We start from the raw sequence: 26,140 nt of genomic DNA on the forward strand, positions 1-26,140 counted from the left end.
CCCTGTCCGGCAGGAGCCGGCACGGTGCTCACGAGCATGTCGTGGGGGAGGTCCGGCGTCCATCGCTGCGGCGCAGGCAGGGGCGCAGGTGTGGGCGCCCGCGAGCGGCTCGTGCGCGCCCGTGCGTCGGTCGCTCAGTCGGTGACGGTCACGACGATGGTCGGCTCGGGGTCCTCGACGCGGCCGTGCGGGTCGCCGTCCTCGCCGCGGTAGGAGTAGGTGAAGCCGATCGTCGTGGTGCCGGGCGCGACGGCGTCGAACGCGTAGCTCAGCCGGGTCGGGGTGCCGGTCGCGCCGTCGTCGCCCACGGTCTCGGCGCGCACCTCGCCCTCGGCGAGGACGGCGGGATCGGGGGCCGTCGTGAGCCGCCAGTCGTCGCCCACGGAGGTGGTGATCTCGCCGAGGTCGATCACGATGGTCTGCCCCGCGGGGACCATGACCTCGTCGACGGTCGCGGAGACGCTCGTCGAGGGCGGGCTGCACGCGGTCAGCGCGACCGCGAGCGCCACGACCGCCGCGCAGCCGAGCACGCGGTCGGCGCCGGGTCGGGTGGTGCGGGCGGGGCGCATCGGGGTCCTCCGGTGGGTCGGCGTCGGGCCGACAGTCTGACGTGCGGAGGCCGTGCGGAGGCGCAGGTCCGTGCTCGGCGCCGTCCCAGGGTGTCGGCGCGGCGACACCCCGGGACGTGCCCCCGGCGGCTCGCTCAGGCGAAGCCGAACACCGGAGGGAACGCCACGACGACCACGGCCGCCCACGCGCCGTACACCGGCAGGTACCGCGTCTGCCAGCGCTCGAGCGTCGCGAAACCGGCCCGGCGGCGCAGGAAGCGCGCGGTGAGCCACGCCGAACCCGCGAGGTGGACCAGCAGCAGGACGTTGAGGCCCAGCGCTGCGACGCGGTTGGGGCTGGACCCGAGCTCGGCGATGCGGGTCAGCATCGCGGTGAGCATGACGGCGTCCACGGCGAGCGCCGCGACGACGAGCACGAGCTGGAGCGCGTCGAACAGGCCGGGGGGCGCGAGCGGGTCGCGCGCCGAGATCGAGTACAGCAGCAGGCACAGCACCAGCACGAGGATCGCGTCCATGAGGATGAGCAGGTCGCGGTCGACGTCCGCGAGGCCGCCCGAGGACAGCAGCACGACCAGCACGGCGAGCAGCATGACGATCGTGAGCGGCGTGAACACCCGCGTGAGGACCGGGGCGATGTTCTCCACGACGTTCTTCTTCGCCTCGACGAGCCACGCGGCGACGACGAGGGCGCCCGGCACCGCGAACGGCAGGATCCAGTCCTCCATGACGGGTTCGAGGTCGACGCCGACCGCCGCGAGGACCGCGAACGTCAGCCCGATCAGCACGCCCCCGCCGAGCGCGAGGAGCGTGAGGTAGATCGCGAGCTCGCCGGTGAACCGCGCGAAGTCCATCCGGCCGCGGTCGGACCGCCACCTGCCGCCGACGTACGCGAGCCCGAGCAGGAGCCACAGGACGACCGGGGTGTGCACGACGGTGAGCACCTCGGTCGAGCCGCCGGGCTCGAACGGGTAGACGTTGACGACGACGGCCAGCGCGGCGAACGCCGCGACGAGCGTCGCTGCCACGGGGACGGTGAGCCGGCGCTTCCACGCGAAGTACGCGGCGAGGAACGGGACGACGAGGACGCCGACGTTCCGGGCGAGCGCGTTCTCGTCGGCGATCCACGTCGCGCCCGCCTTGACCGCCAGCCCCGCACCGACGGCGAGGGCCAGCACGACCGCGAGCTCGCGCCGCGACGGTGCCCCGGTCCCGTCCTCGCCGTCGGGCACGAGCGCGAGCTGCTTCCACAGCCGCTCGGAGTGCTCGCGCGCGTACTCGCGCGACACGGCGTCGAGGTTGCCGAGGCGCTTGATCGCGATGAGGAACGACTCCTCGTCGTCGAGCCCGGTGGCCTGCAGGTCGGCGACCTGGCCGCGCAGGTGGTCCTCGAGCTCCTCGACGTCCGCGGTGGAGATCGCCCCGCGCCGCTGCACGTACCCGCGCCACCGGTCGATCTGCGCCTCGAGCTCCGCGTGCTGCCCCATCACGCCCACCCCTCCACGAGCCCGGCGGGTCGCTGCGTCTGCTGCCAGACCTGCCGCAGCGCGTCGGCCACGACCGTCCACTGCTCCTGGCGCTCGGCGAGCGCCGCACGGCCCGCGGCGGTGAGCGCGTAGTGCTTGCGGCGTCGCCCCGCCTCGGACGTGCTCCACGACGACGACACGTAGCCGACCCGCTCGAGCCGGTGCAGGAGCGGGTAGAGCATCCCGTCGGTCCACTGCATGCGTCCGCCCGAGAGCTCGCCGACGCGCTTGAGGATCGCGTAGCCGTACTGCTCGCCGTCGGAGAGGATCCCCAGCACGAGCGGTGTGGCCGAGGCGGCCACGAGGTCCTTGTCGATGCGCACATCGCCTCCATACCTAGATCTGCAGGGTATCGACCCTAGCGGTGCTAGGTACGCGTCGTGCCTGGTCCGTGCGGAGATCTCGTGCGCGCGGCGTGCACGTCGGTGCCGCGCGGACGGCTCACACCGGCGCCGGGAGCAGGCTCGCCGCACCCGCGCGGGGGGCGCTCGAGTCAGGCGCGGCGGAGCGGGCGGCGCGCCGGTCCGGGCGCCCCCGCCCGGGCGGGGTCCAGCGGCACAGAGCTGACGAGCGTGGCGGGGCCCCGCCGCAGGGTCCCCGTCGTCAGCGGGCGGCAGCGCAGACCGCCCCGGCCGCGCATCGCGGTCAGCGCGCCGGGTGCGAGCACGTGGTCCATCCACGAGCACGGGGCCGCCGCCGTCGCGGCGCGGAGGCGGACGGCCCCGCCGGGCTGCTCCAGGACGAGCTCCTCGCCGAGCAGCGGGCCCAGCTCGGCGCCGCGCAGGACGACGTTGCGCCGCGCGCGCAGCGGGTCGAACGGGGGAGCGCCGAGCTCGGCCGCCATCGCCTCGAGCGCCTCGACCGCCAGGAGCGTCACGGCGGCGTCGGCGTGCGCGGCGCGCCCGAAGAAGCGGTCGCCGACGACCCCCTTGTCCGCGACCACCTCGACGAGCGCGGCGTCGGTCGTCGGGACGTCGGCGGCACCGTCGCGCGGGCGGCCCGCGTAGGCGTGCCGCGGCGAGACGAGCAGGTGCACGATCTCGACGTCGTACCGGTGCGCCTCGCTCACCGGACGAGTCCGCCCTCAGGCCCGCCAGCCCGCCGACACCCGCCGGAGCTCCACGACGTCGTACGTGTGCCCCGCGGCGCGCAGGCGGTCGACGAGGACGTCACCGAGGCCGGTCGCCGGCGTGAGCGAGCCCGCACGGTCGGGGAGCCGGTCGGTGTCGAGCGCCAGCGCAAGGCCCGCCTCGCCGATCATGACCGCCGTCGCGGCGTACCCCGGGTCGCCCTGCGCCGCCGCGACGGCGCGGTAGCGGCGGCCCGACGTCGTGATCGCGTCGGTCTGCATCCGGAACCAGCCCCGGGCACGCGTCTCCTCGGACGGTCCCGCACCCGGCGCCGGGAGCGCGCGGTCGAGGAGCGCGCGCGTCGGCGGGAACGCCATCGCCGCCGGGAGCAGCCCGCGCGCCGCGGTCACCCCGGCCGCCGCCACCGCCCCGCGCACCCCGCGGCCCACCCCCATGACCTCGCCGTAGCGCAGCGAGCGACCGTAGGCCCAGCCCTGCAGCGCGTTGCTGCGCCGCACGACGCGGCTGTTGAACGACGCCATGAGGAACGGCGCGGTCCAGCGCCCGTCCGGACCCCGGTGCGGCGCGGGGGCGTCCGACGGCTGCGGCACCGACGTCTCGGCGGCCCGGTCGGGACTGAGGGAGAACGGGTCCGCGAGGACGCGGCGGGCGTCGGGCGAGCGCAGCGCCTCCTCGACGACCCCGCGCATCGACTCGACGGTGCCGCCGCTCAACCCGCCCCGCGCCGTCGCCACGAGGCGGACCTCGCTCAGGGCCCCGGCGTCGTCGGCGGCGCAGCGGCGGTGCAGCAGCAGGACGCTCAGGTCCGAGGGCACGGAGTCGTACCCGCACGCGTGCACGAGGCGCGCGCCCGTCCGGCGGGCGACGGCGTCGAACCGGTCGGCCGCCTCGCGGACGAACAGGACCTCGCCGGTCAGGTCGGCGTAGTGCGTGCCCGCGCGGGCGCACGCCTCGACGAGCGGCAGCCCGTGCCGTGCGTACGGGCCGACCGTCGTCACGACGGCGCGGGTGGCACCGGCGAGAGCGGCGAGCGACGCGTCGTCGTGCGCGTCGGCGACGAGCAGCGGCCAGTCGTGCGCCCGCGCGGGGAGCCCCGCGCGGACCTCGGCCAGGCGTGCCCGCGACCGCCCCGCGAGCGCGATGCGGGCCGCCGGTGGCGCGTGCTCCGCGAGGTGCGCGGCGACGAGCCGGCCCACGAAGCCGGTCGCGCCGTGCAGGACCAGGTCGTGCTCACGCTCGGGGCTCGTCATCGCGCGATGCTCGCGTGCCGTGCGGGGCCGCGCAACCGCTCCCGGCGGGCGTGCTCGACCGCTCCAGGCGGGGCCCGCCCGCCGGGGAGCAGGAAGGGGCAAAGGGGCAGCCCGCCGCGCCGGTGCGGGGGTGTCGCGGTGCTGCCGTCGGCGGGACGATGGGGGACCGCCGCCGGCGTCGGGCCGGTGGCCCGGTCGGTGGAGGCCCCGGTGGACTTCAGGCTCGAGCTCGTGATCGTCCCGGTCAGCGACGTGGACCGGGCCAAGGCGTTCTACGCGGACCGGCTGGGGTTCGGCGTCGACCAGGACAACGTGGTCGCGGAGGGCCTGCGGTTCGTTCAGGTGACGCCGCCCGGCTCGGCGTGCTCGATCGCCTTCGGGCTCGGCCTCTCGGATGCGGCGCCCGGGTCGGTGCGCGGGCTCCAGGTGGTCGTCGACGACGCGGACGCGACCCGCGACTACCTGCTCGCGCGCGGGATCCCGGCACCGCCCGTCGAGGACTTCCCGTGGGGCCGCTTCACCGGGTTCGAGGACCCGGACGGCAACGCGTGGTCGGTCCAGCAGCTGCCCGACCGGTCGGGCGGGGGCTGACGCGCGGTGCCCGGTGCGGACGCGCCGGTACGGTCGCGCGCGCCCGCTCGCCCCGCCCGGTCGGGCGGCTGCGCACGCTCCGGCCCGCACCCGCGTGCGACCCGGCAGGCTCCGCCCTAGCGTGGAGGGGTCATCGGCGGTGCGCGTCCCCACCGGCACGACGGGCGTCCTCCGCCTCCGGAGCCACGTCCGCAGGAGGACGCCATGCAGACCGCCACGATGATGAGGAGCCACCCCGCCCCGACCGCCCTGGACCGCGGGCTGCTCGCGCGCGTGATCGACGTCGCGATCGAGTGCGCCCAGGCGTGCTCGGCGTGCGCCGACGCCTGTCTCGCCGAGGAGACGGTCGCGGACCTGCGGAAGTGCATCCGCAGCGACCTCGACTGCGCGGACGTGTGCGAGACGACGGGCCGGGTGCTGTCCCGGCACACGGGCTTCGACGCGAACGTGACGCGCGCGCTGCTCGCCGCGTGCATCGCCGCGTGCGTCGCGTGCGGCGACGAGTGCGAGCAGCACGCCGGGATGCACGAGCACTGCCGGGTCTGCGCCGAGGCGTGCCGGGCGTGCGAGGCGGCGTGCGGCGAGCTGCTCGCGGCGATCGGCTGAGCGGGGGGCGAGCGCCCGAGAGGGCTCGCTGGGGCCGTCAGACCACGAGCTGGAGCCGGCGGCCGGCCAGACCCACGCGCACGGTCTGGCCCCACGTGGCGGTCAGCCGGTCCGCCTCCAGGCCGTCGCCGAAGACGACCAGCGACTCCGAGCCGACGACGAGGCCGAGCTCGGCGCCCGCGGCCAGCGTCCCCGCGGTGAGCGTCGTCCCGGTGCTCGGCGAGGGCCACGCCTCGCGCACGAACCACGCCAGCGCGGAGTCCCCGGGGCCCGGGAGCGGGGGAGCGTCGGCCCGTCCCCGGGCGAGCGACACGGCCCACCCGGTGGCGCCCGTCCCGGTCGTCACCACGACGCCCGAGGAGGACTGCGCCTCGCTCGCGCCGCCCGGGACGTGCAGCGCGTACCGGGCGGACTGGTGACCCGCGTGGCCGACGTAGACGTCGTTGAGCGCCTCGAGGGACGTGCCGTCGTCGAGCGACGCGCGCACGAGGGCCCGGGGCTCGACGCGTGCCGTGCCGCGCACGACCGCGTCGAGCACCCGCGCGACCGTCGTGGGGCGGTGGCGCACGAGGGCGCCGGGGTTGCGCCCGGGCTCGGGGTCGACGCCCACGACCGGCTGGGAGCCGACGTACTTGGCGGTGTTCGCGACGAGGCCGTCGGGCCCCACGACGACGCAGACGTCCTGCGGCTCGAACGCGAAGCGGTGCAGGTCGTCGCGGTCGACGTCCCCGCGCCGCCAGTGTGCCGGGACGGCGGCCCGGGTCCGGGCGAGCGCGTCGGCGAGGGCGTCGTGGCTCGCCTGCACCTCGGCGAGGCCGCGGCCGCGCGTGCGCAGGAAGAACTCGGCCTGGCCGCGGGTGCCGTGGCGGTCGACGAGCTCGTCGAGCGCGCTGCGGCGGTGCACGACGACCGCGCGCGGGGCGAGCGTCACGTCACTCACCCCGCCCGGCCGTCAGCGCGGTGAGCGCCCCGGTGAGCGCGTCCGGGGTGAGCGTGAGCTGCCCGATCGCGGGCAGGTTCCCGGCGAGCTCGCGCAGCGCCACCGCGAGCAGGACCTCGCGCGGCACGTCGGCGTAGGCGGCCATGCGGGCGCTCTCGGCGGCGCCCTCGGCCTCGCCCTGCAGCCGCGCCGCCTCGGCCGCGGCGGCGGCCAGCACGCGCTGCCGGTCCGCGTGCGCACGGGCCTCGATGAGCGCGGCGGCGGCGGCCTCGTCCGCCCGGGCCCGCGCGTTGGTGCCCTCCTGGGCGACGAGCTGCTGCTCGCGGCCTGCGAGCTCGATGCGGTTGGTCATCTCGTTCTCGGCGATCGCACGCTCGCGCTCGACGGCCAGCGCGCGCCGCTCGAACGTCGACCGCTCGGCCTCCGACTGCGCCTGCTCGCGGGCGGGGGTCTGCAGCGCGCGCTCGAGGTCGGCGTCCGCCCGGACGGAGCCGATCCGGGCGCCGAGGACGCGCAGCCCGGTCGCGGCGACCCGGTCGTCGGCGAGCAGCGCCGCGGTGACCCGCGCGCGCAGCGGCCCGGTGCCCGAGGAGATCGCCTCGCGCAGCGTGCTGCCCGCGAGGGCGTCCATGACGTGCCTCGACGCGAGCTCGCCGAGCAGGTGCGCGACCTGGTCGAGCGGGCTCGCGGTCCACGCGCCGGTGCCGGGGTCGATGCCGAAGTCGAGCCGCCGCGCGACGAGCTCGGGGTCCTCGAAGCGGTAGCTGACGGTGACCTGGGCGGTGACCTCCTGGAGGTCGGCGGTCCGGGCACGGGCCACGAGGGGCAGCTCATGGTCGTCGACGGGGACCTCCGACAGCACCGCGGTGAGGGGGCGGAACCAGAACGAGAGCCCGGTGCCGGACCGTCGGACGGCTCCGCCGCGCAGCTGCACCACGTGCGAGGTGGGGGCCGTCCGGAGGTGCCGGACGAAGGGGTAGCGGGTGATCGTGGCCACGGGGTCTCCTCTGTATGTCGTCGAGATGACGATAAAGCGCCCCTGGTTAATCGTCAAGTCGACGATATAGAGTGGCCGGCATGGATGGTCGCGCCTACTCGCCCTCCGCGTACCCCCGGTTCGCGGTGACCGTGGACCTCGTCGTGCTCACGCTGCGCGCCGGGACGCTGGAGGTCCTCCTCGTCGAGCGCGGCGAGGAGCCGTTCCGCGGGCAGCGGGCGCTCCCCGGCGGGTTCGTGCGCCCGGACGAGGGGCTCGACGCCGCCGCGGAGCGCGAGCTCGCCGAGGAGACCGGGCTGCGGGACGTCCCGGGTCACCTCGAGCAGCTCGGCTCGTACGGGGAGCCCGGCCGCGACCCGCGGATGCGGGTCGTGTCCGTCGCGTACCTCGCGCTCGCCCCCGACCTGCCCGAGCCCCGCGCCGGGACGGACGCGGCCGCCGCCGACTGGGTCCCGGTCGACGCGGCGCTCGGCGCCCCGCTCGCGTTCGACCACGCGCGCGTGCTGACCGACGGGCTCGAACGGGCGCGCGCGAAGCTCGAGTACAGCCCGCTCGCGACCGCCTTCTGTCCGCCGGAGTTCACCGTGGCCCAGCTCCGCCAGGTGTACGAGAGCGTGTGGGGGCAGCGCCTCGACCCCCGCAACTTCCACCGCAAGGTCACGGGCGCGCCGGGGTTCCTCGTCGACACCGGCCGCACCCGCACCGAGGGTCGGGGTCGGCCCGCCACCGTGTACCGCCGCGGTGACGCGACCGTCCTGCACCCGCCGCTCGCGCGCGAGTGACCGCCCGGCGCACGCGTGCGGGCCGCGCCCTCCCGTCCTAGCGTGAGCACCGCGTGCGGCACGGCGCGCTGCGGCGTCGGGGCGGTCCGCGGGCCGAGGTGAGGGAGCCAGGTGGTGGCAGCACGGGAGCGGAAGACCGGCGAGCTCGAGACCTACCAGGCGATGCGTGACTTCGCCCGCACGCCCGAGCCGTCGGGCACACCCGCGCCCGCTCCCGACGACGGGCGGCGGCGCTTCGTCGTGCAGCGCCACCGCGCCCGCCGCCTGCACTACGACGTCCGCTTCGAGATCGACGGCGTGCTCGTGAGCTGGGCGGTGCCGCGCGGGCCGACGCTCGACCCGAAGGTCCGGCGCATGGCGGTGCACGTCGAGGACCACCCGCTCGAGTACGAGGACTTCGAGGGCGTCATCCCGTCCGGCGAGTACGGCGGCGGCGACGTCATCGTGTGGGACCGGGGGACGTGGGAGCCGTACAAGAGCGACGACCCCGGCGCCGAGGTCGCGGCGGGCGAGCTGCACGTCGAGGTGCACGGGTCGAAGCTGCGCGGGCGGTTCGTCCTCGTGCGCAGCGGCGGGCCCGACGCGCACGGCAAGGAGCAGTGGCTGCTGCTGCACAAGCGGGACGAGCACGCCGTCGAGGGCTGGGACGCCGAGGACCACCCGCACTCGGTGCTGAGCGGCCGGACGAACGACGAGGTGCGGGCCGACCCCGACCGGCTCTGGCGCTCCGACCTCCCCGCGGCGGAGGCCTCGGTCGCGCTGCACGCCGAGGCCGCCGCGCCGACCGACGAGGAGCTGGCCGCGCTCGACGACCTCGGCTCGGGCGGGACGTGGGAGGTGCACGGGCGGCGGCTCAAGGTCACGAACCTCGACAAGGTGCTGTTCCCGGCCCGGCCCGGCGAGGAGCCCGTGACCAAGCGCGAGCTCGTCCGCTACGCCGCCCGGATCGCCCCGGTCGTGCTGCCCTACCTGCGGGGCCGCGCGCTCAACATGCACCGGTTCCCGCAGGGTGCGGGCGGCTCGGGGTTCTGGCACAAGGAGCTCCCCGGGCACGCGCCCGACTGGCTGCCGCGGTGGGACCGGCCCGACGTCGAGCCGGGCGACACGCGCACGTACCTCGTGGTCGACGAGCCCGCCGCGCTCGTCTGGGCCGCGAACTTCGGGGCACTCGAGTGGCACGCGTGGACGTCGCCGGCGGCCGAGCCGCAGCGCCCGAGCTACGCCCTCGTCGACCTCGACCCGGGCACGTCGACCGCGTGGGAGGACGTCGTGCTCCTCGCGCGCCTGCACCGCGACGCGTTCGCGCACCTCGGCGTGCGGGCCCAGCCCAAGCTCACCGGCCGGCGCGGCATCCAGATCTGGATCCCGATCGCGCCCGGCCCGGGGTTCGACGACACGCGCGCGTGGGTCGAGCGCGTCTCGCGCACGGTCGGCGCCGTCGTGCCCGAGCTGGTGAGCTGGCGGTGGGGCGTGCACGAGCGCGGCGGGCTCGCGCGGCTCGACTACACGCAGAACGCGATCAACAAGACCCTCGTGGCGCCGTACAGCCCGCGCGCGGCGGCCGGGGGGCCGGTGTCCGCGCCCATCACGTGGGACGAGCTCGACGAGGACTGGCTCCGGCCCGACGCGTTCACGCTCCGCACGGTGCTGGACCGGGTCGCGGAGCGCGGGGACCCGTTCCGGACGGTGCTCGCCCGCGACCAGGCGCTGCCGCCGCTCACCTGAACCCGGCGACGGCGTCCTCAGGTGCCGCGCGACTGCCCGAGCGTCGCGAGCAGGTCCTCGTGCAGCTCGAACCAGACCGTGTGGCACGAGTCCTCGCCGGTGCGGTTGACCCAGCTCCCGTCGCCCGCCAGGACGCGGTCGAGCGCGGCGGAGAACCGGCGGTCGTACCCGCCGAAGCGGTCGAGCACCCCCGTGAGCCGGTGCACGAGTGCGACCAGCGCACGGGCGAGCTCGTCGAGCTCGGAGACGACCATCCCGTCCCACGCGGGGTCCGTGTGGTCGTTCTCCGCGAGCGGGTCACCGGGCCGCGGGCGCAGCTGCCAGCTCGTGCAGGCGCTCTGCAGCCGGTCGTTGAGCGGCAGGAACGCCGCGTAGGTCGCCGCCACCGCCTCGTGCCCGCCCGGCACGGCGGCCAGCTCCGCGGCGAGGAGCTGCTCGCCGTGCGCGCGCCCGCGGTCGGTCGGCGACCAGCCGCCGAGCCCGGCGAACTCCGACCAGGCGACGTGACCGAGCGCCTGGAGGTCCAGGAGCAGCTCCTCGACGGCGCCCGGGTCGAGCGCGAAGCGGCGCGCGGTCGCCGCGGTGTCGGTGAAGCCGCGCAGCCGGACGGCGTGCAGGACGAGCAGCTCGTCCGACGACGCGCGCGTCACGTGGTCCGCCCGCGGTCGTCGCGCCCGCGGCGCGCCAGCAGGCGGTCGAGACGCTGCTGGCACGCCTGCGGGGAGTTCATGCCCAGCGCGTCCGCCATCTGCGCCCAGGTCAGGCCGGCGCCGCGCGCGGTGAACAGGAGCGCGGTCTCGACCTGGTCGAGCTCGGCGCGCGCGGCGGGCAGCAGCGCGAGGGCGGCGCGGGCCGCGTCGGGGCCGTCCGGGCCGTCGAGGCCGGTGCCGCCGGGGTCGCCGCGGCCGGACCACCAGAGGAAGAAGCGGACGAGGTCGACCGCGGAGGGCGGCATCCCGGCGGGCTCCCACGGGCGCGCGTCGAGGTCCGCCGCGCCCAGCTCGAGCAGCAGCGTGCGGGCGCTGCTCTCGTCGCCGGCCCGGACCTGGTCGGCCCGCGCGGTCCGCGCGGGGTCGTTGTGCTCCACGCCCCGACCGTGCATCATCAACGAGACGTTGTCAACGCTCCGTTGATGATCGGAGCCGTCCCGCGTCGCGGGCGGGAAGCGGAGGTCGCGTGCTGGTGCCCCTCGAGGACGCGACCGCCGCCGTCGCCGGTGGGAAGGCCGGGACCCTCGGGCGGCTCGTGCGCGCCGGCCTCCCCGTGCCGCCGGGCGTCGTCGTGCCGCTCGACGTCTACCGCGCGACGGCGGAGCGGCTCGCCGTCGAGGAGCTCGTGCGTCGCGGTGGACCGGGTGCCGCGCAGCGCGCCCTGGCACGGGCCGACCTGGCGCCAGGGTTCCTGGCCGCGGTCGAGCGGGCGCTCGCGCGGCTGGGCGGTGGTCCGGTCGCCGTCCGCTCGTCGGCGACGGGGGAGGACGGCGCGACGCGCTCCGCCGCGGGGCAGCACCTGACCCGCCTCGGGGTCCGCGGTGCGGGCGACGTCGTGGACGCCGTGCGCGCGTGCTGGGCGTCGCTCTGGTCGCCCGAGGCGGTCGCGTACCGGCGGCTCGACGACGGGCACGACGCCCCGGCGACGGCGGTGCTCGTCCAGCGGCACGTCGACGCGGACGTCGCGGGGGTGCTGTTCACGGGCGACGCGCCCGGCGACCCCGTCGTCGTCGAGGCGTCCTGGGGGCTCGGGGAGTCGGTCGTCGGTGGCCTCGTGACGCCCGACCGGCACGTGGTCCACGCCTCGGGAGCGGTCGGGACGCGGGTGGGCGCCAAGGCGACGCGCGTGGACCGGGACGGGGCCGGGGTCGGCACGGCGGCGGTCCCCGACGCGCTCGCGGCCGCGCGCTGCCTCGACGACGCCGCGGTGCGCGGGCTCGCGGACCTCGGACGCGAGCTCGCGACGCTGCTCGGCGGACCGCAGGACGTCGAGTGGGCGCTCGCGGGCGGCGTGGTCCACGTGCTCCAGGCGCGGCCGGTGACCGCGGGGCTGCCGAGGCTGCGCGGGTTGCCGGACGTGCCGGAGGTGCGCGCGGCGGGGGACGGGGACCGGGCTGCGGCGGTGCCGACCTCCGACCCCTCTGTCGCGGTGACCGCCGGTGCAGCCACGACCGACGCAGCCACCTGCGCCGCCGGCCCGGTGCTCCGCGGCGTGCCCGGGAGCCGCGGCGTGCGGCGCGGGCCCGTGCGCGTCGTGACCGGACCCGAGGGCTTCGCAGCCGTCCGGTCGGGGGACGTGCTGGTGTGCCGGTTCACCGACCCGGCGTGGACGCGGCTGTTCGGCGTGGTCGCCGCGGTCGTCACGCAGACCGGCGGGGTCCTGTCCCACGCCGCCGTCGTCGCCCGCGAGCACGGCACCCCCGCCGTGCTCGCGGTCCCGGGCGTCCTCGTGGCGCTGCGCGACGGCGACGACGTCGAGGTGGACGGGACGGCGGGGACGGTCCGGCTCGTGACGTGAGGCGCACCCGTCCGGCGGGGTCCCGCGGGGCGTGCTGCCGGCGCTCCCTGAGCAGCGCGAGGAGGGCGCGGACACGTGACGGCCCGCGGGCACGGCCGGTCAGTCGGCGATGCGGAAGTCCGGCAGCCCCTCAGGGTCCTCGGCGGTGACCTCGGCCGCGGTCACGTGCGCGTGCGACGGACCTCGACGCACCCAGGCCACGAGCCGCTCGACCGCCTCCGGGTCGCCCTCCACGACCGCCTCGAGCGCGCCGTCGGGCCGGTTCCGCACCCAGCCGTGCACCCCCAGGGCCTGCGCCTCGCGGGCGCACGCCCAGCGGAAGCCGACGCCCTGGACCTCCCCGCGGACGACGACCTTCCGGCGCACCACCATCGCCCCAGTGTGCGCCGGGTCGTGCGGCGGGGACCGTGCGCGGACGGGATCGCCCCGGCCGTGCACCCGGTGCCGACGGCGCCGCCTGGGGCTCTGCCCTTTGGGGCCGGTGGCCTCACCCCATCGTCTGCCCGGCGCCGGTGCGGCCGCGGGCGCGCCGCTCGGCAGAGTGGACGACGACGACGCCGCTGCTCGGTGCCCGGGCGCGGCGTCCCGGTCGACAGGACGGGCGGTCCGACGTGCGGCACTCCTCCCCGGTGCTGGTCCTGGCCCTCGCGTGCGCGCTCCCCGCGGCCGTGGGCCTGTCCACCGTGCCCGCGTCCTCGGTCCGGGTGGCGCCCGTCGTGACCGCGCTGCCGGACCGGGCGGACGCGCGGCTGGGGTTCACGGCGGACCGGGACGAGCTGCGCACCGCCCGTGTGAACCGGTTCGTCGACGACGACGACGGTGAGGGCGGGGGCGTCGAGATCGAGGCGCTGGCCGACGAGCCGCCCGCCACGTACGAGGTCGGCCCGAGCTCGGCCCCGCCACCCGCCGTCGACGCCCGCGCGGCGCACACCGGCGAGGCCTCCGGCGCCGAGCAGACCCTCACGTTCGTCAGCACCTCGGGCGGCGACGCCGACGGCGAGGTGTGGGTCGACCCGCCCGACTCCGAGCCGCCGCTGCGCGTCACGTGCGCCAACGACTCCCGCGAGAGCCACCCCGTGCTGTCCCCGTCCGGCGACGCGGTCGCGTTCGCGTCCGACCGTGCGGGCGGCTGGGACGTCTGGGTCGTGCAGCTCGGCGAGGCGCCCGCGAGCTGCACCGACGACGAGCCCCTCCCGGCCGTGCGGATCACGACGGACTCCGCCGACGACACGTGGCCGGCCTGGGCGCTGGAGGGCGAGGTCCTGGTCTTCAGCAGCGACCGCGCCGACCCGGCGACGCCCCCGGGAACCGTCGCGGCGCCGGCTCTCGGCGACCTCTACGCCGTCCAGGTCGACCTGGGGTCCGGCGGCGAGGTCGGGCTCGTCCAGCTCACGACCGGCCCGAGCGCCGACACCCAGCCGGCGGTCATGCCCGGCACCGACACCCGCGGCGAGGCGCACGTCGTGTTCACGACGACGCGGTTCCGCACCGACGGTTCGCTCGCGACGGTGACGGTGCCGGACCTGTTCGCGGGCGGGTCCGACCTCCCCGTCGTCCCGCTGTGGACGGGCCCGCAGGGCGAAGCGGTCCCGCAGCAGCAGAGCAGCGAGGCCTCCTGGTCGGTCGGCGCGCGTGAGCTCCTCCTCACGACCACGCGCGACGACCCGGCCGGGGACGTGCACGTCGTGCGCGTCGCGGTCCTCGGCGGTCCCGAGACCGGCCCCGGCCCGGTGCGCGCCCAGCCGGGGGCGACGACGCCCGTCGCCGCCGAGCGCGGGGTCGCGGAGTCCCACGGCGCGTTCCTCCCGGGCTTCCCGCTCGAGGAGCCGGGGGACGACGTCGCGTCGGACGTGGCGTACACGCGCCGGAGCCACGACGCGGACGTCGAGGACGTCGTGGGGGCCGACGGCTCCGACCGCCGCACGGTCGGGCGCACGAGCGTCACGCGCGACGGTGCCGAGGTGCCGCTCGACGACGTCGGGCCGGCCTACTCGCCCGACGGCGCCGAGCTCGTGCACGCCGCCGGGGACCTCGATCCCTGGGCGCCGTCGGCTCCGGTCGACGGGTACCACCTCGTGCGGGCCGCGGCCGACGGCACCGGCGCCCGCCCGCTCGACTACGACCGCCTGCCCGGCGACGTCGACCTCGACCCGGCGTGGTCCCCGGACGGCACGCGCCTCGCGTTCGTGCGCCACCGTCCCGCGCCCGGCGGGTACCTGGCCGCGCGGATCTGGGTCGTGACGCTCGCGACCGGTGACACCGTCCAGGTCGGCGCGCACCCCGAGGGCGACCCCGTCGCGGACGTGGACCCGGCGTGGTCGCCGGACGGCGCGCGCCTGGCGTACGCGAAGGTCACCCCGCGGATCGACGTCGGGGTGCGGGTCGCGCCCCCCACGAGCCTCGTGCGGGCGGGAGGCGTCGCGACGGTCGAGGTCACGGTCACGGCCGCCGGCGCGACGACGCCCGTGGAGGTCCACGTCGACTTCGGCGGGCTCGCGGACGCGCGGATCGCGACCCCGCCGGCCGAGTGCACGCCCGAGCCCGGCGGCGCGGTGTGCCGGCTGACGGGACCCGCGAACGGCCGGGTCCTCCCGTTCTACCTGACCGGCACACGCCCCGACACGTACCCCGTCACGGCCACGGTGCGCGGGCTGGGGGAGGACCCGGACCCGTCGAACGACACCGCGGCCGCGGAGGTGACGGTGGCCGGCCCACCGGCGCTGGCGATCGACATCGAGACGTCGACGATCGAGAGCGACGAGACCTCCCGGGTCGTCGCGCAGGCCACGGTCCGCACGGCCCCGACCTGGGTCGAGGTGCGCGTGCCGCTGCCCCCGACCGTGGTGTTCGTGCCGGAGCCCGGCACCACGGCGTGCAGGTTCGACGCCGCGCGCTCGGCCGTCGTCTGCGAGGTGCCGCCCGGCGGGTTCCCCGGGACGGTCCCCGTGCCGGTGTTCTCCCTGGGCATGGACAGCGAGGAGGTCGAGGAGAACGAGACCCTCACGCTCGTCATGGAGCTCGTCACGAGCGACGGGCAGCGCGTCACCGACAGCGACGACCTCACCGTGACCGCCGACCCGGACCCCGAGCCGGGCCCGGTGATCAACCTGGCCGCCGCCCGGACGGCGACGGTCCACCGGGTCGTCCCGGCCGCCGCGGTGCGTGCGCCCGTGCCCGGCGACGGCACCCGTCCGGTGGCCGTGCTCGCGAGCCGGGTGACCACGCCGCTCCCGTCCTCCCCGCGCGTGCACGTGATGGACGCGGCCGACGGCTCGGGCGACGTGGCGCTCACCCAGCCGGCGCCCTGCCCGACCCCGGCCCCCGAACCGTGCACGGCCCCGCTGCTCGGCCAGGGCCTGGCGTGGTCGCCCGACGGTGCGCAGCTCGCGGTCGAGCACCTCGGTGCCGTGCACCTCGTGACCCTGGCCGACGCGGGCGGCGACGGACCCGACGTGCCCGAGGTCGTGACCACGGTCGCGCAGCTCACCGGCATCCGGCCGGACGGGACCGCGACCCCGTCGCGCGGGCAGCTCTCGGTCACGGAGGACCCGGCGTGGTCGCCCGACGGCGCCGAGCTCGCGGTCACCGGGCAGCCCGCTGGGCACCCTGACCGGCGGGGGATCTACGCGCTCGGCCTCGACGGGTCCGTGCTCCGTGCGGTCGCACAGGGGCCCGAACCCGAGACGCAGCCGGCGTACCAGCCGTTCGAGGACGTGGTCCCGCCGACCGCCGACCTGTCGGTGGACGTGACGCTCGACGCGGCGGAGAGGTGGCTGGGCGGGGAACCGGTGGTGGCGACGGTCGTCGTGCGCAACGGTGCGCCGCCGGGGGCCCCCGCGTCCGGCACGGTGGTGACGCTCGCGTACCCGCCGTTCGCGACGGTGACGCCCGACCCGGCGTGCCCGCCGCCGGGCACGACGTGCGCGCTCGGGACGCTGGGTCCGGGGGACAGCCGCGTGCTGACGGCGACGCTCGCGTTCCCGGCCCCCGAGCCGGAGGTCCCGGAGACGCTCGAGCAGCCCGAGACCCCCTCGACGCAGACCGGTCAGGTGCGTGCGAGCGTGACCTCGTCGACGCCCGACCCGGTCCCGGCGAACGACACCGACGCCGCCGACCTCGCCCTGCAGCGCCCGACGCTGCGCCTCCTGCCCGCGGTGAGCAAGCCGGGGACCGTCGTCCTCGCGTACGGCGAGAACTTCCCGCCCGGCGAGGCGGTGGAGCTCGTCTGGTCGCAGGGCATCACGGTCGACCCCGGGCCGGCCGAGGTCGACAGCGAGGGGACCGTGCGGTTCTCGGTGCTCGTGGTCCGCCGCGACCGGCTCGGTGCGCGGACCCTCGACGCGACTAGCCCGGACGGCCTGTTCGGCCTCGTGCGGGGCGACCTGCTCGTCGTCGCCCGCAGCTCCTCGCCGCCGGAGCTCATCGCACGCGGCTGAGCCCGCCCACGCCGTCACGGGCGGCGCAGGGCACGACCGGGCAGGACCCCGCCCGCGAGCCGAACCGAGCCGAGGATCCTCAGCCCGGGGTGACCGCGACCGCGTACCGGAAGGCGTTGACGAGCCGGTAGCCGCCCTGCTCGGTGCGGAACGGGCGCGCGGCGTCCACGACGGTCCGGTGCCCCGACTCGGTGCCCTCGGCGTCCTCACCGAGCAGGACCCCGCGGACGAGGGTCGTGTCGTCCGGCACCTCCCACGGGACCTCGACGAGCCCGGCCGCGACCACGGTCAGCCCGCTCCCGGCGAGCAGCGCCTCGAAACCGCCGGCCTCGCGCAGCGGACCGTCCGGCGGGACGTCCTCGCCGGCCGCCGCGGCGACGGCGCGCTCGACGACGTCGAGGTCGTTGAGGGCGCCCTCGGCCCAGGACGCGAGCGCGACCCGTCCGCCGGGCACCGCGACGCGCACCGCCTCCGCGAGCGCGCCCGCGGTGCTGGCCGCGAGCTGCAGCGAGTTGACGGCGGTCACGACGTCGAAGCGGGCGTCGTCCCACGGGAGCGCCTCCGCCGCGGCGACCCGGACGTCGGCGCCGGGGACCTGTGCGCGCGCGAGGGCGACCATGCCCGGCGCGGGGTCCGCCCCGGCGGCCTGGCCGCCCAGGCTCGCGACCTGCGCGAGCAGCTCGCCGCTCCCGCACCCGACGTCGAGCACGCGCGTCCCGGGGCCGACCGCGGCCGCCGTGAGCAGCGTGCGCCGCACCGGGTCGGCGAACGGGCCCCACAGCTCCGCCCAGCCCTCGGCGACCGCCGACCAGGCGTCCTCGTCGGCTCCGTCCACGTCCCGTGCTCCTCGCCCGTCGCGCCGGACGCGACGGGCCGGCGCCCGTCCGCGGGCCCGGACGCGACCAGTGTGCCGTCGGCTCGGACCTCGCGCTCGCGACCCGCGTGTCCCGGCCGCAGCACGCGGCGGGCCGGGTGGGACACGCCGACGGCACCGCTCAGGAGACGGTCGCGCGGAAGGCCCCGATCGCGGAGAGGACGCCGTCCGGGTCGTACCGGCGCTTCGCCGCGAGCAGCCGGTCGGCGTTCGCGCCGAAGCCGAGGCGCGTCCGGTCGGCGTCGTCGGGTCCCAGGATGTTGGGGTAGCCGCCGGGCAGGGCGCCCGGCGCGAGCGCCGCGGAGACCTCGTCGACCCACGCCTGCTGCTCCGCCGCGGCGCCCTCCGGGTCGGTGCCCGGCGGCGCCCACGCGGCGATGACCTCGGCGAGGAGGTGGTCGCGTCGCAGCGCGAACGCGGTCGCGTCCGGGGCGACCCGCGCGCCGGCCCCGTGGAAGTGGTGCAGCGCGAGGAGCGACGACGGCGAGGGCGAGCTCGCGGCGGCGTCGACGAGCGTGCGGACCGCGTCGTCGGTCAGCTCCGGGAGCCAGCGGGTGCCGAGCGCGTAGGAGCGGCCCGGCGGTGAGCCCGCCTCGAACATCCGGATGAGCTCGGGGTAGGGCATCGGCCCGACGCCCCCGCCCACGGGCGTGCCCAGCCGGGTCAGCGGCGCGACGGCCGCCTCACCGGCGGCGAGGTCGCCGCTCCACGTCGGGGCGACGAACGCCGCGGGCTCCCCGGTCGGGCCCGTGAGGAGGCCCGCCATGACGGTGAGCTCGTCGGGGGCCGCGGCGACCACGTCGCGGTAGCCGCGCAGCACGTCGACCGCCTCGTGCCCGGGGAACAGCAGCATGCCGCCGAGGACGGGGCCGAGCGGGTGCAGCCGGTACCGCGCCGCGGTCACGACCCCGAAGTTCCCGCCCCCGCCGCGCAGCGCCCACAGCAGCTCGGCGTCCTCGTCGGGCGCCGCGGTGACCTGTGTGCCGTCGGGCAGCACGACGTCCGCCGAGAGCAGGTTGTCGAGCGCGAGGCCGAACCGCCCGACCAGCCCGCCGTACCCGCCGGCCATCGTCATGCCGGCCATGCCGACGCCCCGCACGACCGCGGTCGCCGTGCCGAGGCCCTGCGCCGCCGCGGGGTCGACGACGTCCGCCACGAGCGCGCCGCCCTCCGCGTGCGCGACCAGGGCGTCCGCGTCGACCCGGACGCCGCGCATCGCCGCCAGGTCGAGCACGACCCCGTCGTCGCGCACCGCGCGCCCGGCCCAGTCGTGCCCGCCGCCGCGCACCGAGAGCGGCACGCCGTGCTCGCGCGCGACGAGCAGCGCCGTGCGCACGTCGTCCGCGTCGGCGCACCGGACGACGACCGTCGGGCGCCGGTCGACCGCGCCGTTCCACACCGCGCGCGCGGCGTCGTACCCGTCGTCGTCGTGCTCCCAGACCTGCCCCCGCACGTGGGCGCGCAGCCGCGCGCCGACGCCGGACCCCGTCATCTGCGTCATGGGGGTGAGGAGCGTGCCGCGCGGCGGCTGATACCCGGTGCCGGCGCGGGTGCCGTGCGCCGAGCGTCAGCCGCCCGGGGTGGGGGTCAAGAGCCCGTCAGTGCGCGTCGCGGTACCGCCACATGGTCAGCGACCCGAACACCGCCACGAGCGCCGCGGCCCACACGAGCGTCAGCGTGAGGCTGCTGCCCGGGTCGACGCCGTCCATGAGCGAGCGGACGGCGGTCACGAGGTGCGTCACGGGGTTGACCTCGACGAACGCCTGCAGCCAGCCCGGCATCGTCGCGGGGTCCACGAAGATGTTGCTGCCGAACGTCAGCGGCGTGATGACGAGCATGCTCGCGCCCATCACGGACTGCGACGTGCGCAGCAGGAGGCTGAGGAACGTCCAGATCCAGCCGAGCGCGAACGCGAAGACCAGGAGCAGCAGCACGCCGAGCGCGACGCCGACCACGCCGCCGGCGGGACGCCAGCCCAGGACCAGCCCGAGGCTGATGGTCACGAGCGAGGAGATCGTGAACCGCACCGCGTCGCCGAGCAGCATCCCGACGAGCGCCGACGGCCGCCAGATCGGCAGCGACCGGAAGCGGTCGAAGACGCCCTTCTCGATGTCGGTGCGCAGGGTCGTGCCCGTGTACATCGTGATCATGATGACGCCCTGGACGAGGATCCCGGGGAGCAGGAACTGGATGTACTCCTCGGTGCTCCCGGCGAGCGCGCCGCCGAACAGGAACGTGAACAGCAGCGTGAACATGACCGGGAAGATCGTCACGTCGATGAGCTGCTCGGGGACGTGCTTGATCTTCAGCAGCGCGCGCCAGCCGAACGTCAGGGACGTCGAGAGCGCGCTCGGCGGCGCCGGTCGCTCGGTGCTCGCGAGCGCGGACAGGATCGCGGACGTCTGCGTGCCCTGCGACGGGCGGGTGGCCTCGAGCGTCATGCCGCGTCCTCCTCGATGGTGGTGCCGGTCGTGGTGGCGGTGCCGTCCGGCGGGCCGTCGGCGTGGTGGCCGGTGAGCGCGAGGAACACCTCGTCGAGCGTGGGCTGGCCGAGGGCGAACTGCGCGAGCCGCAGGTCCGCGGCGTCGAGCGCGGTGAGCGCCCGGGTCGCGAGCGCGGGGCTCTCGACGGTGGCGTCGAGCGCCGCGGGGTCGGCCTGGGTGCGGACCTCGACGCCGAGCTCGCGCTCGAGCACCTCGCGGGCCGCGTCCCGGTCCGCCGGGTCCATGACGCGCACGTGCAGCGACCCCGAGCCGACCGACGCCTTGAGCTCGCTCGACGAGCCCTCCGCGATGACCTTGCCGCGGTCGATCACGCTGATCCGGTCCGCGAGCTGGTCGGCCTCGTCGAGGTACTGGGTGGTCAGCAGCACGGTCGTGCCGCACGCGACCATGGCCCGCACGATGTCCCACACCTCGTTGCGGCTGCGCGGGTCGAGGCCGGTGGTCGGCTCGTCGAGGAACAGCAGCTCGGGGGTCACGACGATGCTCGCCGCGATGTCGATGCGCCGCCGCATGCCGCCCGAGTACTTCTTGACCTGCTGGGTCGCGGCCTCGGTGAGCCCGAACGCCGCGAGGAGCTCGTCGGCCCGCCGCGTCGCGGCCGCGCCCGTGTAGCCGAACAGCCGGCCGAGCAGGCGCAGGTTCTCCCGGCCGGTCAGGTCCTCATCGACCGACGCGAACTGCCCCGTCAGGCTCACCCGCCGGCGCACCTCGCGCGACTCGCGGACGACGTCGTAGCCGAGCACGTGCGCCGTCCCGGCGTCGGGCGTCGAGAGCGTCGCGAGCATGTGGATCGTGGTGGTCTTGCCGGCACCGTTGGGCCCGAGGAACCCGTGCACGCCGCCGCGCGGGATCGCGAGGTCGACGCCGTCGACGGCGCGCGTCGCCCCGAACGTCTTGACGAGACCGTGGGTCTCGATGGCCAGGTCGGTCATGCCGCCTCCTCCTCGCGCCGGGCGAGGTCGCGCCCGGTCGGTGGGCAGACCGGGGCCGGGCCCGGAACTCATCGGCCCGCGCGCAGCCCGTCCGGCACGCGGCGCACGCATGCCTCCGCGCTCGGCCCCTGCATGTCCCGGCGCTCGGCGCGCGCGTCGCCCGGTGCGGGACGAGACTGCGCAGGACGGACGTCGTCGCACGTCAGGCACCCGGGAGGCCCCGCATGTCGACCGCACCCCCAGCACCCCCCGCACCCCCCGCCTCCGGTCCCGCCGCGGGGGAGGACGCCCCGCTGGCCCGCACCGTCGGGCGCAAGGTCCTGCTGCTGTTCGTGGTCGGCGACATCCTCGGCGCGGGCATCTACTCGCTGACCGGCAAGGTGGCCGGAGAGGTCGGCGGCGCGATCTGGGTGCCGTTCCTCGTCGCGTTCGGGCTCGCGGCCCTGACCGCCGCGTCCTACGTCGAGCTCGTCGGCAAGTACCCCCGCGCGGCCGGCGCGGCGCTGTACGCGCACAAGGCCTTCGACAACCCGTTCGTGACGTTCATGGTCGCCTTCACGGTGATGATGTCGGGCGTCACGTCGGCGGCTGCGGCGGCCCGCGCCTTCGGGGGCGACTACCTCGCCGAGCTCGTGAGCGTGCCGACGCTTGTCGCGGCGTACGCGTTCCTGGCGCTCGTCGCCGTGGTGAACCTCATCGGCATCTCGGAGTCGATGCGGGTGAACGTGGTGCTCACGCTCATCGAGGCGTCGGGGCTGCTCGTGGTCCTCGTCATCGGCGCGTGGGCCGTCGTGACCGGCGACGGGGAGCCGTCGCGCGCCCTCGACCTCGACCCCGGCGACGCGAGCGTGTGGACGGCGGTGCTCGGCGGGACCGCGCTGGCGTTCTACGCGCTGCTGGGTTTCGAGGACTCCGTCAACCTGGCCGAGGAGTGCCAGGAGCCGCGCCGCGACTTCGGGCGCGCGCTGTTCGGCGGGCTCGCGATCACCGGCGTCGTGTACCTCGCGGTCGCGTTCACCTCGACGCTGCTCGTCGACACCGCGACGCTCCGGGACTCGACCGGCCCGCTGCTCGAGGTGGTCAAGGTCGCGGGGCTCGCGTTCCCGCCGACGCTGTTCGCGGTCATCGCGCTGTTCGCGGTCGGCAACACGGCCCTGATCAACATGATCATGGCCTCGCGCCTCGTCTACGGGATGGCGCGGGAGGGCATCGTGCCGCCGGTGCTCGGGCGGGTGAGCCGGCGCCGCACGCCGTCGGTCGCGATCGCGTTCACCATCGCGATCGCGCTGACGCTCGTGAGCACCGGGGACCTCGCGGGCCTCGCGGACACGACCGTGCTGCTGCTCCTGCTGGTGTTCGCGGTCGTCAACGTCGCGGTGCTCGTGCTCCGGAGGGAGCCGGCAGAGTCGACCGGCGACGCGAAGGCGGACGGTGTGGAGGGCGCTGCGGACGCCGCCGGGACCACGGCGGCGGCGGGGGGTGCGCGCGCCCTCGACCGGCGCGGGTTCCGCGCGCCGACCTGGGCGCCCGTGCTCGGGGCGGTCGTGAGCCTCGTGCTGGCGAGCCCGCTCACCGGGCGCGAGGACGCCGTCTACGTCCGGGCGGCGCTGCTGCTCGGCATCGGCGTCGCGCTGTACGGGATCAACCGGCTGCTCGTCCGTCGCGCGGGCTGAGCCTGCACGGCGGCGGCCGAGCCGGCGTGCCCGGTGCCGCCACGTGCATGCGCGTCACGCCGTGATGAGCACCGGGGTCCCGAGCGGGACGCCCGCGAACGCGTCGAGCACGTCCGCCGGGATGCGCAGGCACCCGTTCGAGATCGCGCCGCTGTGGCTCGGGTAGGCGTGGATCGCGATCGGCGCGGGCCCGCCGCTGAACTGGTCGAGCGTCGGGGAGTGCGCGCCGAACGTCACGAAGACGCGCGAGTACGTCGCGTTCGGGTCCGGGTAGATCGACATCACGAAGGTGCGCGTGACGGGGGTCGGTGTCTCGGGGGTGCCGATGCCCGCGACCGTGCGCGCGAGCACCTCCTCGCCGCGCCACAGGGTGACCTCGCCGGTGCTGAGCGTCGCGGTGATGCGCAGGTCGGTCGTGCTCGTCGTCACGTCGCCCGCCCACACCCAGCCGGTCGCCTCGTTGACCCCCGAGGGCCCGACCTCGCTCGGCAGCCCGCGCCGGACGACGAGCATCACCTGGTACCAGTCGCCCTCCTGCGCGACGACGGGGTACGACGTGTCGCCCTGGTACGCCGCGACGGGCAGCAGCGCGAACGCCTCGCCGCGCGGCGCGTCGTAGAGCGGCGCGCCCGCGGGCGTGCTCGGGGCGACGAGCAGGCCGCTCGGCGCGGCGCCGGGGTCCGGGTCCGGGACCGCGCGCGGCAGGACGGCCCACGGGTCCGCGACCGGGAGGGCGGCGAAGTCCAGGGGAGGCGGGGTCCAGGCCGGGGCCGGCGCGGTGGGCGCCGGCGGGTGCGTGCGCTCGGCGGTCACGGGGGCGCGCACGGTCTGCGTCGGCCCGGGGTCGATGGTCGGGGGCCCGGCCGTGCCGCAGCCCGCGAGCACCGTCACGAGGAGGGCGGCGGCGAGGGCCGTGCGCGGTCGGGGGCTCATCCCGTCGAGTATCGCCCCGGTCCGTCGCGGGGTCACGCGGAGCCGCGACCGCGTCCTCGCGCCGCGGGACCGACCTGCCGGACGTGGCGCCCTCGCCGGCGGAACCCGGTCGCCGCTCCGTGGGCCGAAGGTCGGTGGCTCGGCAGGGCCGGACGGGCTACTGTGGTCTAGACCACTGTCGCCGAGCCCGGAGGCCAGCATGCCCGCACGTCGCGTCACCGTCGCGATCCCCGAGGGGCTGCACGCGCGCCCCGCGGCGCTCTTCGTCAAGCTCGCGGGGGAGCAGCCGTCACCGGTGACGCTGCGCCGCCCCGACGGCGAGCCGGTGCCCGCGTCGAGCATCCTCAGCATCATGACGCTCGGCGTGCACGCGGGCGAGGAGGTCGTGCTCGAGTCCGACGGCGACGCGGCCGAGGCCTCGCTCGACGCGCTCGAGACCTACCTCGTCAGCGCGGGCTGACCGCACCCGCCCGCTCAGAGCCCCAGCTCCTCCAGCACCCCGAGGCGCGCGCGCACCGCCGCGCGCGCGTCCTCGGCGGAGTCCGACCCGAGCGCGAGCGCCCCGAGCTCGACGCACTCGGCGCGCGTGACGCTCGCGAGCACCGCGGCCACGTCGGGCAGCGCGCGCGCCGTCATCGACAGGGTCGTGACGCCCAGGCCGACGAGCACGACGGCGAGCGCGGGGTCGGCCGCCGCCTCGCCGCACACCCCCACGGGCCGGTCGTGCCGCGCGCCGCCCCGGCACGTCGCGGCGACGAGCTCGAGCACCGCGGGCTGCCACGCCGTGGACAGCGGCGCGAGCTCGCCCAAGAGGCGGTCCGCGGCCATCGTGTACTGCGTGAGGTCGTTGGTGCCGACGCTCGCGAACGCCGCGCGCGCGAGGATCGGTCCGGCCGTGAGCGCCGCGCTCGGCACCTCGACCATGACGCCCGCGGTGGTCAGCCCGTGCGCGGCGCAGCGCTCGACGAACTCCGCCGTCTCGGCGACCGTCGAGACCATCGGCGCCATGACCCACACCTCGGCGCCCTCCGCCGCGGCGGCCTGCGCGATCGCGGCGAGCTGGTCGTCGAGGACCTGGGGGTCGCGCGTCGCGGTGCGCAGCCCGCGGACGCCGAGGGCCGGGTTCGGCTCGCCGGGGGCGGTCAGGAACGGCAGCGGCTTGTCCGCCCCGGCGTCGAGCGTCCGCACGACGACCTTCTTGCCGGGGAACGCCGACAGCACGGTCCGGTACTGCGCGACCTGCTCCTCGATGCCCGGTGCCTCGGGCCGGTCGAGGAAGCAGAACTCGGTGCGGAACAGCCCGACGCCCTCGGCGCCCGCAGCCGCTGCGGCCGCGGCCCCGCCGGGGTGCCCGATGTTCGCGAGCAGCGGCACGTCGTGCCCGTCGCGCGTGCGCCCGTGGCCGTCGAACGTCCGGGTCCGCCGCGCCGCGGCAGCCGCGCGCTCGACCTCGTCGTCGGTCGGGTGCACGAGCACCGTGCCGGCCGCGCCGTCGACGAGCACGAGCGCGCCCTCGGGGACGGACGCGGCGTCGGCGGCGCCGACCACCGCGGGGATGCCGAGCGAGCGCGCGAGGATCGCGGTGTGCGACGTCGGGCCGCCCTCGCGCGTGACGATCGCGAGGACCTCCTCGGGGTCGAGCGTCGCGGTGTCGGCCGGGGAGAGGTCGTCCGCGAGGAGCACGATGGGGTGCCCGGGGTGCGGGACGCCCGGCGCGGGCCGGCCCGCGAGCGCGCAGACCAGGCGGTCGCGCACGTCGGCGACGTCGCGGGCGCGCTCGCCGAGGTACCCCCCGATCGCGCGGAGCTGGTCGATCACGGTCGCCGCGGCGTCCCAGACGGCGCGCGCGGGGTCGAGGCGCTGCGTCCGGACGAGTCCCGTCGCGGTCGTGACGAGCGTCTGGTCCGCCGCCATGAGGGCGGTCGCCTCGAGCACCTCGCGGCCCTCCCCGGTCGCGTGCTCCGCGGCCGCCTCCAGCTCGTGCTGGACCTCGGCCGAGACGCGGGAGATCCGCGCGGCGGCCTCGTCCGCGTCGACGCCCTCGGGCAGGGTCGCGACCGGCGGCTCGGGCACGCCGTCGGGCATGCGCGTGACGCGGCCGGCGACGCGGCCGGGGCTCACGCCGATGCCGGTGACGAGGTGCTGGTCCTGGACGTCGGTCATGGGGGTCCTCGTGCTCGGGGTCGACGGTGTCGACGGGGTCGAC

24 protein-coding genes are annotated in these 26,140 nt (G+C 76.9%); 8 read left to right on the plus strand and 16 right to left on the minus strand.

Features of this window, described 5'->3' with window-relative positions; genetic code table 11:
* Window positions 1-134: 134 nt before the first annotated feature.
* From NXY84_RS06290 to NXY84_RS06310, 5 genes are all read right to left on the minus strand, one after another.
* Window positions 135-569 carry a protease inhibitor I42 family protein gene (locus NXY84_RS06290; RefSeq protein ID WP_258726265.1) on the minus strand — a complete coding sequence of 145 codons (435 nt, stop codon included), beginning with the start codon at window positions 567-569 and terminating at the stop codon, window positions 135-137.
* 134 nt (window positions 570-703) lie between these two features.
* Complete coding sequence (locus NXY84_RS06295; protein WP_258726266.1) at window positions 704-2,053, minus strand: permease prefix domain 1-containing protein; 1,350 nt, start codon at window positions 2,051-2,053, stop codon at window positions 704-706.
* Window positions 2,053-2,415, minus strand: coding sequence for a PadR family transcriptional regulator (locus NXY84_RS06300; RefSeq protein ID WP_258726267.1), 363 nt, complete (start codon window positions 2,413-2,415; stop codon window positions 2,053-2,055). Before NXY84_RS06300 ends, NXY84_RS06295 begins: the two co-directional genes overlap by 1 nt.
* A 170-nt stretch (window positions 2,416-2,585) precedes the next feature.
* Window positions 2,586-3,161, minus strand: a complete 576-nt coding sequence (locus tag NXY84_RS06305; protein ID WP_258726268.1) for an MOSC domain-containing protein — start codon at window positions 3,159-3,161, stop codon at window positions 2,586-2,588.
* A gap of 15 nt (window positions 3,162-3,176) precedes the next feature.
* A complete protein-coding gene (locus NXY84_RS06310; RefSeq protein WP_258726269.1) occupies window positions 3,177-4,433 on the minus strand; it encodes a saccharopine dehydrogenase family protein in 1,257 nt (418 codons plus the stop codon).
* Window positions 4,434-4,643: 210 nt separating this feature from the next.
* Between NXY84_RS06310 and NXY84_RS06315 the strand changes: the two genes are divergently transcribed.
* Window positions 4,644-5,024 (plus strand): glyoxalase superfamily protein, encoded by a 381-nt coding sequence (locus tag NXY84_RS06315; protein ID WP_258726270.1) that lies wholly within the window; start codon window positions 4,644-4,646, stop codon window positions 5,022-5,024.
* 204 nt (window positions 5,025-5,228) lie between these two features.
* Window positions 5,229-5,630: a four-helix bundle copper-binding protein gene (locus NXY84_RS06320; RefSeq protein ID WP_258726271.1), complete on the plus strand. Its 402-nt coding sequence runs from the start codon at window positions 5,229-5,231 to the stop codon at window positions 5,628-5,630.
* Window positions 5,631-5,667: 37 nt separating this feature from the next.
* Here NXY84_RS06320 and NXY84_RS06325 read toward each other — a convergent pair whose 3' ends face one another.
* Together NXY84_RS06325 and NXY84_RS06330 are read right to left on the minus strand one after the other, a co-directional pair.
* A complete protein-coding gene (locus NXY84_RS06325; protein ID WP_258726272.1) occupies window positions 5,668-6,561 on the minus strand; it encodes a hypothetical protein in 894 nt (297 codons plus the stop codon).
* A gap of 1 nt (window position 6,562) precedes the next feature.
* Window positions 6,563-7,567, minus strand: coding sequence for an SPFH domain-containing protein (locus tag NXY84_RS06330; RefSeq protein ID WP_258726273.1), 1,005 nt, complete (start codon window positions 7,565-7,567; stop codon window positions 6,563-6,565).
* A gap of 80 nt (window positions 7,568-7,647) precedes the next feature.
* Between NXY84_RS06330 and NXY84_RS06335 the strand changes: the two genes are divergently transcribed.
* Both NXY84_RS06335 and NXY84_RS06340 read left to right on the plus strand, forming a co-directional pair.
* Complete coding sequence (locus NXY84_RS06335; protein WP_258726274.1) at window positions 7,648-8,349, plus strand: NUDIX hydrolase; 702 nt, start codon at window positions 7,648-7,650, stop codon at window positions 8,347-8,349.
* Between the two features lie 114 nt (window positions 8,350-8,463).
* Window positions 8,464-10,074: a DNA polymerase ligase N-terminal domain-containing protein gene (locus tag NXY84_RS06340; RefSeq protein WP_258726275.1), complete on the plus strand. Its 1,611-nt coding sequence runs from the start codon at window positions 8,464-8,466 to the stop codon at window positions 10,072-10,074.
* A 17-nt stretch (window positions 10,075-10,091) separates the two neighbouring features.
* On the opposite strand, the gene NXY84_RS06345 is transcribed toward NXY84_RS06340, so the two are convergent.
* Window positions 10,092-10,724, minus strand: a complete 633-nt coding sequence (locus NXY84_RS06345) for a transcriptional regulator (RefSeq protein WP_258726276.1) — start codon at window positions 10,722-10,724, stop codon at window positions 10,092-10,094.
* On the minus strand, window positions 10,721-11,161 hold the full coding sequence (locus tag NXY84_RS06350; protein WP_258726277.1) for a DNA-binding protein: 441 nt from the start codon (window positions 11,159-11,161) through the stop codon (window positions 10,721-10,723). Before NXY84_RS06350 ends, NXY84_RS06345 begins: the two co-directional genes overlap by 4 nt.
* Before the next feature lie 89 nt (window positions 11,162-11,250).
* On the opposite strand from NXY84_RS06350, the gene NXY84_RS06355 reads away from it, so the two are divergent.
* Window positions 11,251-12,582 carry a PEP/pyruvate-binding domain-containing protein gene (locus NXY84_RS06355; protein WP_258726278.1) on the plus strand — a complete coding sequence of 444 codons (1,332 nt, stop codon included), beginning with the start codon at window positions 11,251-11,253 and terminating at the stop codon, window positions 12,580-12,582.
* Window positions 12,583-12,681: 99 nt separating this feature from the next.
* On the opposite strand, the gene NXY84_RS06360 is transcribed toward NXY84_RS06355, so the two are convergent.
* Window positions 12,682-12,954: an acylphosphatase gene (locus NXY84_RS06360; protein WP_258726279.1), complete on the minus strand. Its 273-nt coding sequence runs from the start codon at window positions 12,952-12,954 to the stop codon at window positions 12,682-12,684.
* A gap of 239 nt (window positions 12,955-13,193) precedes the next feature.
* Between NXY84_RS06360 and NXY84_RS06365 the strand changes: the two genes are divergently transcribed.
* Entirely contained in the window at window positions 13,194-17,018 is a 3,825-nt protein-coding gene (locus NXY84_RS06365) for a hypothetical protein (protein WP_258726280.1), read from the plus strand.
* A gap of 79 nt (window positions 17,019-17,097) precedes the next feature.
* Here the strand turns inward: NXY84_RS06365 and NXY84_RS06370 are convergent, their stop codons facing one another.
* From NXY84_RS06370 to NXY84_RS06385, 4 genes are all read right to left on the minus strand, one after another.
* The gene (locus NXY84_RS06370) at window positions 17,098-17,853 is read right to left on the minus strand and encodes a class I SAM-dependent methyltransferase (protein ID WP_258726281.1); all 756 of its coding nucleotides are present in this window, start codon (window positions 17,851-17,853) and stop codon (window positions 17,098-17,100) included.
* 160 nt (window positions 17,854-18,013) lie between these two features.
* On the minus strand, window positions 18,014-19,393 hold the full coding sequence (locus NXY84_RS06375) for an FAD-binding oxidoreductase (RefSeq protein WP_258726282.1): 1,380 nt from the start codon (window positions 19,391-19,393) through the stop codon (window positions 18,014-18,016).
* 97 nt (window positions 19,394-19,490) lie between these two features.
* Window positions 19,491-20,333: an ABC transporter permease gene (locus NXY84_RS06380; RefSeq protein ID WP_258726283.1), complete on the minus strand. Its 843-nt coding sequence runs from the start codon at window positions 20,331-20,333 to the stop codon at window positions 19,491-19,493.
* Window positions 20,330-21,328, minus strand: a complete 999-nt coding sequence (locus tag NXY84_RS06385; protein WP_258726284.1) for an ATP-binding cassette domain-containing protein — start codon at window positions 21,326-21,328, stop codon at window positions 20,330-20,332. Before NXY84_RS06385 ends, NXY84_RS06380 begins: the two co-directional genes overlap by 4 nt.
* Window positions 21,329-21,552: 224 nt before the next feature.
* On the opposite strand from NXY84_RS06385, the gene NXY84_RS06390 reads away from it, so the two are divergent.
* Window positions 21,553-23,001, plus strand: coding sequence for an APC family permease (locus tag NXY84_RS06390; protein ID WP_258726285.1), 1,449 nt, complete (start codon window positions 21,553-21,555; stop codon window positions 22,999-23,001).
* A 54-nt stretch (window positions 23,002-23,055) separates the two neighbouring features.
* On the opposite strand, the gene NXY84_RS06395 is transcribed toward NXY84_RS06390, so the two are convergent.
* Window positions 23,056-23,934: a L,D-transpeptidase gene (locus tag NXY84_RS06395; RefSeq protein ID WP_258726286.1), complete on the minus strand. Its 879-nt coding sequence runs from the start codon at window positions 23,932-23,934 to the stop codon at window positions 23,056-23,058.
* 199 nt (window positions 23,935-24,133) lie between these two features.
* On the opposite strand from NXY84_RS06395, the gene NXY84_RS06400 reads away from it, so the two are divergent.
* Window positions 24,134-24,394: an HPr family phosphocarrier protein gene (locus NXY84_RS06400; protein WP_258726287.1), complete on the plus strand. Its 261-nt coding sequence runs from the start codon at window positions 24,134-24,136 to the stop codon at window positions 24,392-24,394.
* A 14-nt stretch (window positions 24,395-24,408) separates the two neighbouring features.
* Here NXY84_RS06400 and ptsP read toward each other — a convergent pair whose 3' ends face one another.
* Window positions 24,409-26,097 (minus strand): phosphoenolpyruvate--protein phosphotransferase, encoded by a 1,689-nt coding sequence (gene ptsP / locus NXY84_RS06405; protein ID WP_258726288.1) that lies wholly within the window; start codon window positions 26,095-26,097, stop codon window positions 24,409-24,411.
* Window positions 26,098-26,140: the final 43 nt, after the last annotated feature.

This window comes from Cellulomonas sp. NS3, from assembly GCF_024757985.1.
In the GTDB taxonomy this organism is placed as follows: Bacteria; Actinomycetota; Actinomycetes; order Actinomycetales; family Cellulomonadaceae; genus Cellulomonas_A.